Source organism: Micromonospora sp. NPDC005172 (assembly GCF_040608555.1).
Lineage (GTDB): Bacteria > Actinomycetota > Actinomycetes > Mycobacteriales > Micromonosporaceae > Micromonospora.
In genome coordinates this window covers 1-8,955 of the sequence record NZ_JBEXIL010000095.1, presented here as the reverse complement: position 1 = coordinate 8,955, position 8,955 = coordinate 1, and the positions used below count along the sequence as shown (strand labels likewise).

General features: G+C 69.9%; 4 protein-coding genes. 3 read left to right on the top strand and 1 reads right to left on the bottom strand.

Features of this window, described 5'->3' with window-relative positions; all coding sequences use genetic code 11:
* Nucleotides 1-148 precede the first annotated feature (148 nt).
* Together ABZV06_RS31570 and ABZV06_RS31565 are read left to right on the top strand one after the other, a co-directional pair.
* A complete protein-coding gene (locus ABZV06_RS31570; protein WP_355246486.1) occupies nucleotides 149-3,055 on the top strand; it encodes a discoidin domain-containing protein in 2,907 nt (968 codons plus the stop codon).
* A gap of 134 nt (nucleotides 3,056-3,189) precedes the next feature.
* Nucleotides 3,190-6,891 carry a discoidin domain-containing protein gene (locus ABZV06_RS31565; RefSeq protein WP_355625907.1) on the top strand — a complete coding sequence of 1,234 codons (3,702 nt, stop codon included), beginning with the start codon at nucleotides 3,190-3,192 and terminating at the stop codon, nucleotides 6,889-6,891.
* 1 nt (nucleotide 6,892) lies between these two features.
* On the opposite strand, the gene ABZV06_RS31560 is transcribed toward ABZV06_RS31565, so the two are convergent.
* On the bottom strand, nucleotides 6,893-7,693 hold the full coding sequence (locus ABZV06_RS31560) for a crotonase/enoyl-CoA hydratase family protein (protein WP_355246481.1): 801 nt from the start codon (nucleotides 7,691-7,693) through the stop codon (nucleotides 6,893-6,895).
* Nucleotides 7,694-7,879: 186 nt separating this feature from the next.
* Between ABZV06_RS31560 and ABZV06_RS31555 the strand changes: the two genes are divergently transcribed.
* Nucleotides 7,880-8,734, top strand: coding sequence for a DUF2231 domain-containing protein (locus tag ABZV06_RS31555; RefSeq protein ID WP_355246478.1), 855 nt, complete (start codon nucleotides 7,880-7,882; stop codon nucleotides 8,732-8,734).
* The last annotated feature ends 221 nt before the right edge of the window (nucleotides 8,735-8,955 follow it).

Genomic DNA, 8,955 nt, shown 5'->3' with positions numbered 1-8,955 from the left:
TGTGGGGCTTTCCCGGCGGCGGCGGTCCCGTCCCGACCGCCGGCACCACACCACCCACGCACCGCGCTCACGAAAGGAGTACGAGGGACCGCCACACCGCACCGACACGGGGGATCTGGCCTGCCTGACGAAAGGGAGAGCGCCGCTCATGGCCAACCACACCACCGGCACCCCGCACCATCTTCGCCACCCGGCCCGGACAGGGTTGGCCGCCATCGCCGCCACCCTGCTCGCCGCCACCTCGCTGACCGCCCTCGCGGTCACCGGCGGTGCCACCCCGGCCTCGGCGGCCGGGTTGTCCCCGTTCGACATCTCCGGCCGTGGCGCCACCGTCCCGTTCCTCGAACAGGAGGCGGAGAAGGCAGCCCACAACGGCACGAAGATCGGCCCGGACCGGCGCTACGGCACGCTTCCGTCGGAGGCGTCCGGCCGGGAAGCGGTCACCCTCGACGCCGTCGGTGAGTACGTCGAGTTCACCCTCACCGCCCCGGCCAACGCGGTCACCTTCCGGTACAGCCTGCCGGACAACTCGGCCGGCACCGGCCGGGACGCCGCCATCGACCTGCGGGCCAACGGCAACCTGCTGAAGTCGGTCCCGGTCACGTCGAAGTACGGCTGGTACTACGGCGGATATCCGTTCAACAACAACCCGGGTGACACGAACCCGCACCACTTCTACGACGAGACCCGGGCGTTGTTCGGCAGCACCCAGCCGGCCGGCACGAAGATCCGGTTGCAGGTGTCCTCGACGGCCCAGTCGCCCACCTTCACGATCGACCTGGCCGACTTCGAGCTGGTCGCGCCGATCGCCAAGCCCTCCGGTGTCATCGACGTGGTCACCGACTTCGGCGCGGACCCGACCGGTGCGACCGACTCGACAGCGAAGTTCCAGGCGGCGGTCGACGCCGGAAAGGCCCAGGGCCGGGCGGTGTGGATTCCGACCGGCACGTTCACCCTCTGGGACCACGTGGTGGTCGACGGGGTGACCCTGCGCGGCGCGGGCCCCTGGTACTCGGTGCTCGGCGGCCGGCACCCCACCGACCGGAAGCGGGCGGCGGGCATCTACGGCAAGTACGTCCCCGGCGGCGGTTACACCGGTGAGATCCGGTCGCACGAGGCGAACGGGCCGAGCCGCAACGTCACCCTGCGGGACTTCGCCATCATCGGCGACATCCGCGAGCGGATGGACGACGACCAGGTCAACGCGCTCGGCGGGGCGATGACCAACTCGGTGGTCGACAACCTCTGGTTGGAGAACACCAAGGTCGGCGCGTGGATGGACGGTCCGATGGACAACTTCACCATCCGCAACAGCCGCATCCTCGACCAGACCGCCGACGGGGTGAACTTCCACACCGGCGTCACCAACTCGACGGTGACCAACACGTTCGTCCGCAACACCGGTGACGACGCCCTCGCCATGTGGGCGCAGAGCGTGCCGAACGTCAACAACTCGTTCACGCACAACACGATCGGCGTGACGTTGCTGGCGAACCACCTGGTCAGCTACGGCGGCCGGGACATCAAGATCACCGATAACGTCACTGCCGACTCGTTGACCAACGGCGGGGGCATCCACGTCGCCAACCGCTATCCGGGCGTGCAGGGTGACACCGCGGTCCGAGGCACCTGGACGATCGCCCGCAACACCCTGATCCGCAACGGCAACTCGGACTACAACTGGAACTTCGGCGTCGGGGCGATCTGGTTCTCCGCCCTCAACGAGGCGTTCCAGCAGGCCACCATCAACATCACCGATACCGACATCCTGGACAGCTCGTACGCGGCGCTGCACTGGATCGAGGGCCAGACCAGCGGGATCAACCTCACCAACGTACGCATCGACGGCGCCGGCACGTACGCGCTCCAGGTGCAGGCGCCCAGCCAGGTGTCGTTCACCAACGTGCGGGCCACCAACATCGCGCAGAGCAACCCGATGCACAACTGCGTGGGTGGCGGCTTCCAGATCACCCAGGGCTCGGGCAACTCGGGCTGGTACACCCCGACCCCGTACTGCGGCCCGTGGCCGGAGCCGCAGTGGGGTGGCGGACCGAGCACCCCGCCGACCACCGGCCCGACCACCGCGCCGCCCACCACCGCCCCTCCGACCACCGCGCCCCCGACCACCGCTCCTCCGACGACCCCTCCGCCCTCCGGCGGGAACCTGGCGTTGAACCGGTCGGCGACCGCGACCAGCACCAACCAGAGCTACACCGCCGGCAACGTGGTGGACGGCAACGCCTCCACCTACTGGGAGAGCGCCAACAACGCCTTCCCGCAGTCGGTCACGATCGATCTGGGCGCGGTCCGCTCGGTCGACCGGGTGGTGCTCAAGCTGCCCGCCGGTTGGGAGCAGCGCACCGAGACGCTGTCGGTGCTCGGCTCGACCGACGGCTCGTCGTACGGCACCCTGGCGTCGTCCGCCGGTCGGGTCTTCGCCCCCGGCTCGGGTAACACCGTGTCGATCGGGCTGCCCTCCGGTAACCGTCGCTACATCCGGGTCACCGTGACCGGCAACACCGGCTGGCCGGCCGCCCAGCTCAGCGAGGTCGAGGTGTACGGCGGTACGCAGACCACGGCACCGCCCACCACCGCGCCGCCGACCACCACCCCGCCCCCGACCACGCCCGCCCCCAGCGGCAACCTCGCGGCCGGACGGTCGATCACCGAGACCAGCCACTCCGACGTGTACGCCGGGTCCAACGCGGTGGACGGCAACGCCAACACCTACTGGGAGAGCGCCAACAACGCGTTCCCGCAGTCGTTGACCGTCGACCTGGGCGCCGCCCGAACGGTGTCCCGGGTCGTGCTGAAGCTGCCACCGTCGTCGGCCTGGCAGACCCGCACGCAGACGCTTGCGGTGCTGGGCTCCACCGACGGCTCGTCGTACGGCACGTTGAAGTCGTCGACCGGCTACACCTTCAACCCGTCCAGCGGCAACACGGTCACCGTGACCTTCACGGCCACCAGCCAGCGATACCTGCGCCTGACCGTCACCGGCAACACCGGCTGGCCCGCCGGTCAGCTCAGCGAGTTCGAGGTCTACTCCAGCTAGGCCGGTGGTCCCCGCCCCGGCCAGGGCGGGGACCACCGCACCGTCCCCCACCTGTCGCGGCACGACGGGCGTACCCCTGCACCCGTCACCGGGCAACGCACCCCACACCACCCCCGAAAGAGGTGTAGCCACCGATGTCCAGAAACGGCCCTACCCGAGGCACCCCGCGAACCGGCTCGCCCGGTTCCGCCCACCCGACCGGTCGAGGACGTCGCCAGCGACTGCTCGCCGGCGCGCTCGCCGGACTGCTCCTCGCCGCCGTTCCCGCCGTCACCCCCGCGACCGCGGCACCGGCAGCCACGCCCGCCTCCGCCCCGGCGGGCTCCGCCCGCGCGGCCCTGCTCGCCGGACTCTCCGCGACCATGACCGCCAGCAGCTACAACCAGAACTACGTGGCGAGCAACGCCAACGACGGCAACGCCTCGACCTACTGGGAGAGCGCCAACAACGCGTTCCCCCAGTGGATCCAGGCCGACCTGGGTGCCACGATCGGCGTGGACCGGGTGGTGCTCAAGCTGCCGCCGTCGTCGGACTGGCAGACGCGTACGCAGACGCTCTCGGTTCTGGGCTCCACCAACGGCTCGTCCTTCAGCACCCTGAAGTCGTCGGCCGACTACACCTTCAACCCGAGCAGCGGCAACACCATGACCGTCAGCTTCACCGCCGCCAGCACCCGCTACGTACGGGTGCAGGTCACCGGCAACACCGGCTGGCCGGCGGCGCAGCTCTCCGAGGTCGAGGTGTACGGCTCCAGCGGCAGCACCGACACCCAGGCTCCCAGCGCTCCCGGCAACCTGGCCTACACCCAGCCGGCCAGCGGGCAGATCCGCCTCACCTGGTCGGCGTCGAGCGACAACGTCGGGGTCACCGGCTACGACGTCTACGCCAACGGCGCGCTGCGCGGCAGCGTCGGCGGCTCGACGCTGACGTACACCGACAGCCAGGCGGACAGCGCCACGGTCTCGTACTACGTGCGGGCCAAGGACGCGGCCGGCAACCAGTCGTCGAACAGCAACACGGTCACCCGCACCGGCACCGGCAACCCGCCCACCGGGAGCAACCTGGCGGTCGGCAAGCCGATCACCGCCTCCGGATACGTGCACACGTTCGTGGCGACCAACGCCAACGACAACAACGTGGCCACCTACTGGGAGGGCAACGGCAACCCGAGCACGCTGACCGTGCAGCTCGGTGCCAACGCCAGCCTCAGCTCGGTCGTGTTGAAGCTGAACCCGGACTCGGCGTGGGGCACGCGTACCCAGAACATCACAGTGCTCGGCCGGGACCAGAGTTCGTCGAGCTTCACCACCCTGGTCGGCGCGACGAACTACACCTTCAACCCGGGCAGCGGCAACACGGTGACCATCCCGGTCAGCGGGGCAGCGGCCGACGTACGCCTCTCGATCGCCTCGAACACCGGCGCACCGGCCGGCCAGGTGGCCGAGTTCCAGGTCTTCGGCACCCCCGCGCCGAACCCGGACCTCACCGTCACCGGCATGTCGTTCAGCCCGTCCGCGCCCGTCGAGACCAGCACCATCACGCTCTCGGCGACCGTGCGGAACGCCGGTTCGGCAGCCTCCGCCGCGACCAACGTCAACTTCTACCTGGGCTCCACCCGGGTCGGCACCGCGTCGGTCGGTGCCCTCGCGGCCGGCGCGTCGACCACTGTCAGCGCCAGCATCGGCACCCGCGACGCGGGCAGCTACCCGCTCAGCGCGAAGGTCGACGAGTCCAACACCGTCGTCGAGCAGGACGACACCAACAACAGCTACTCCAACCCCAGCCCGCTGGTGGTGAGCCCGGTCGCCACGAGTGACCTGGTCGCCTCCTCGGTCGCCTGGTCGCCGGGGAACCCGTCGGCCGGCAACACCGTCACGTTCTCCGTGTCGATCCGCAACGCCGGCAGCGTCGCGTCCGCGTCCGGGTCCCACGGCATCACGCTCACCGTCCTCAACGAGTCCGGCACGGTCGTCCGTACCCTGACCGGCTCGTACTCCGGTGTCATCAATGCCGGGGCGACGGTCGGCCCGGTCAACCTGGGCACCTGGACGGCCGCGAACGGCAAGTACACGGTCCGGGTCGTGCTCGCCGCCGACGCCAACGAACTGCCGGTCAAGCAGACCAACAACACCTCCGACCGTCCGCTCTTCGTCGGGCGTGGCGCCAACATGCCGTACGACATGTACGAGGCCGAGGACGGCGCGGTCGGCGGCGGCGCGGCAGTCGTGGGCCCGAACCGGACCGTCGGCGACCTGGCCGGTGAGGCGTCCGGTCGGCGTGCGGTGACCCTGAACTCGACCGGTGCCTACGTCGAGTTCACCACCCGGGCCAGCACCAACACGCTCGTCACCCGCTTCTCCATCCCGGACGCGGCCGGCGGCGGGGGCATCAACTCGACGCTGAACGTCTACGTCAACGGCACGTTCCACAAGGCCATCGACCTGACGTCCCGCTACGCCTGGCTGTACGGCAACGAGACCAGCCCGGGCAACTCGCCGAGCGCGGGCGGACCGCGGCACATCTACGACGAAGCCAACGTCATGCTCAACTCGACCGTGCCGGCCGGCAGCAAGATCCGCCTGCAGAAGGACGCGGCCAACACGACCACCTACGCGATCGACTTCATCAACACCGAGCAGGTCTCGCCGATCGCCAACCCGGACTCGGCGCGCTACGCCACTCCGACCGGTTTCACCCACCAGGACGTGCAGAACGCCCTGGACCGGGTCCGGATGGACACCACCGGCAACCTGATCGGTGTCTACCTGCCGGCCGGCAACTACTCCACCTCGTCGAAGTTCCAGGTGTACGGCAAGGCGGTCCAGGTGACCGGTGCCGGCCCCTGGTACACCCGGTTCAACGCGCCGTCCGGCCAGGAGAACACCGACATCGGCTTCCGGGCCGAGAACTCGGCGGCCGGCTCGTCGTTCAAGAACTTCGCGTACTTCGGCAACTACACCTCGCGGATCGACGGCCCGGGCAAGGTGTTCGACTTCTCCAACGTGTCGAACATCGTGATCGACAACATCTGGGCCGAGCACCAGGTCTGCCTCTACTGGGGCGCCAACACCGACTACATGACGATCAGGAACTCGCGGATCCGCAACCTGTTCGCCGACGGCGTCAACATGACCAACGGCAGCACCAACAACCTGGTCAGCAACAACGACGCCCGGGCCACCGGTGACGACAGCTTCGCGCTGTTCTCGGCGATCGACGCGGGCGGCGCCGACATGAAGGACAACATCTACGAGAACCTGACGTCGACCCTGACCTGGCGGGCCGCCGGGGTGGCCGTCTACGGCGGCTACGGCAACACGTTCCGCAACATCTACATCGCGGACACGCTCGTCTACTCCGGTATCACCATCAGCTCGCTCGACTTCGGCTACCCGATGAACGGCTTCGGCGCGAGCCCGCCGACCCGCTTCGAGAACATCTCGATCGTGCGGGCCGGTGGACACTTCTGGGGCGGACAGACCTTCCCGGCGATCTGGGTGTTCTCCGCCTCGAAGGTGTTCCAGGGCATCCGCGTCAGCGACGTCGACATCGTCGACCCGACCTACAGCGGCATCATGTTCCAGACCAACTACGTCGGTGGGCAGCCGCAGAACCCGATCACCGACACGGTCTTCACCAACATCTCCATCAGCGGCGCCCGCAAGAGCGGTGACGCCTACGACGCCAAGTCCGGCTTCGGCATCTGGGCCAACCCCATGCCGGAATCCGGGCAGGGTCCTGCCGTCGGGTCGGTCACCTTCACCAACCTGCGGCTGAGCAACAACGCCGTGGACATCCAGAACCCGACCACGACCTTCACCATCAACCGCAACTGACTCACCCGGTAGCCGACGCCGTCGGGGGGTCCCACCCTCCCGGCGGCGTCGTGCCGTGCCGGCCTTCGCCCGCGGCGAACCGGGCCGCGCCGGCCGCCGCGTCGGTGGCCAGCGAATCCATGCCGTACGCGAACTCGGTCGCGAACGCCTCCGCCGCTGGCCGCCCCGCGCCGACCAGCACGGAGGCCCGGTCGTTACGCAGGCAGGTCTGCGGGTGCCGGGCGATCGCCGCCGCCAGTTCCTCGGCCGCCGCCCGCGCCTGGCCCGGCGGCACCACCCGGTTGACCAACCCCATGGCGTACGCCTCGTCGGCCGGTACCGCCCGCCCGGTGAGGATCAGGTCCATCGCGCGGCTCTCCCCGATCAACCGGGGCAGCCGGACCGTCCCGCCGTCGATGAGCGGTACTCCCCAGCGACGACAGAACACCCCGAGTGTGGCGTCGGATTCGGCGACCCGCAGGTCACACCAGAGGGCCAACTCCAGGCCACCGGCCACCGCGTACCCGGAGATCGCCGCGATGACCGGCTTGCTCAGCACCATCCGGGTCGGACCCATCGGGCCGTCCCCCTCCGGCTCGACGCGGTTGCCGCGCGGCGTGCCGATCGCCTTGAGGTCGGCACCGGAGCAGAACGTGCCACCGGCACCCCAGAGCACAGCCACCGCCGCGTCCGGGTCCGCGTCGAAGGCGCGAAAGGCGTCCGCCAGCGCCCGAGCGGTGGCCCCGTCCACAGCGTTCCGAGCCCCGGGACGATCCACGATCACAGTGCTGACGGCCCCGACCCGCTCCACCCGTACACCCATCCCGCCAGCATGCCCGCCGGGCCCGCCCCCCACAATCCTCGTCGATCTTGCAGTTCCGGTTGCCGGTCTGCGGCCTTTGCCCCGGTTCCTGTCAACAGAAAGTGCAAGATCGGCGCGAAAGGGGGACGCGGCAGGTTTGTCGCCGGTGGTCGGTTTGTGACGGCGATCGCCGGGAAGTCGGTACTCGTGCGAGAGCTATTGACGAAGGTTGAACAGGACTCCCGACTGGACCGCGCCGGTGACCGGTTGCAGAAGGTGGTCCTGGGGACGCTGCGACCGCGCCGGCTGCGGGACCTGCTGCACGGCGTGACGCTGGGCCACCCGCTGCACCCGGCCATGGTGCAGGTGCCGGTCGGGGCGTGGATCAGCGCCGCCGTGCTGGACCTGATGCCGGGGCAGCGCCGGCCGGCCACCGTGCTGGTCGGCCTGGGGACGGTCAGCGCGCTGCCGGCGGCGGTCGCCGGGTTGAACGACTGGGCGGCGCTCTCCCGGGACCAGCGCCGCGTCGGCCTCGTGCACGCCGCCGCGAACACCGTCGGTGTCGGGCTCTACGCCGGATCGCTGGCGGCGCGGCTCTCCGGGCGGAGCGGTGTCGGTAAGGCGCTCGGGTTCCTCGGCCTCTCCGCCGTCAGCCTCGGCGCGTACATCGGTGGACACCTGGCGTACAAGCAGGGCGCCCAGGTCAACCAGAGCGTGTCCGAGCTGCACCGGATGAGCGACGGGTGGCACTCGCTGGTCGACATGGCCAGCCTGCCGCAGCGCACGTTGATCACCCGCGAGGTGGACGACGACATCTCGGTGATCCTCTACCGCCACGGTGAGGAGGTCACCGTGATGCTGGAGCGCTGCCCGCACCAGAGCGGCCCGTTGGGCGAGGGCGAGGTCCAGGAGATCGACGGCCACGCCTGCGTGGTCTGTCCCTGGCACGGCAGCGCCTTCCGGCTCAACGGCGGTGAGGTCATGCAGGGGCCCTCCGGCAACGACCAGCAGATCCTGCCCACCCGCGTCCAGGACGGCGTCCTGCAGACCCGCCTGCCCTGACTCGCTCCGCCGAGCGCGACCGGACGCCGTCGGCTGGGGTGACCTCCACCGGACGCCGTCCGGCTGGTGTCGCTCACAGTCGATATACCGCAGAGTCATAGATATACCTCTGAGGTATGTCGCTCTCCAGACCACTCGCCGCCGCGCGCCGTCATCCGCCGTCACTCGCCGCCGCGCGCCGCCGCGCGCCGCCGCGCGCCGCCGCGCTCGGCGGTCTCGAG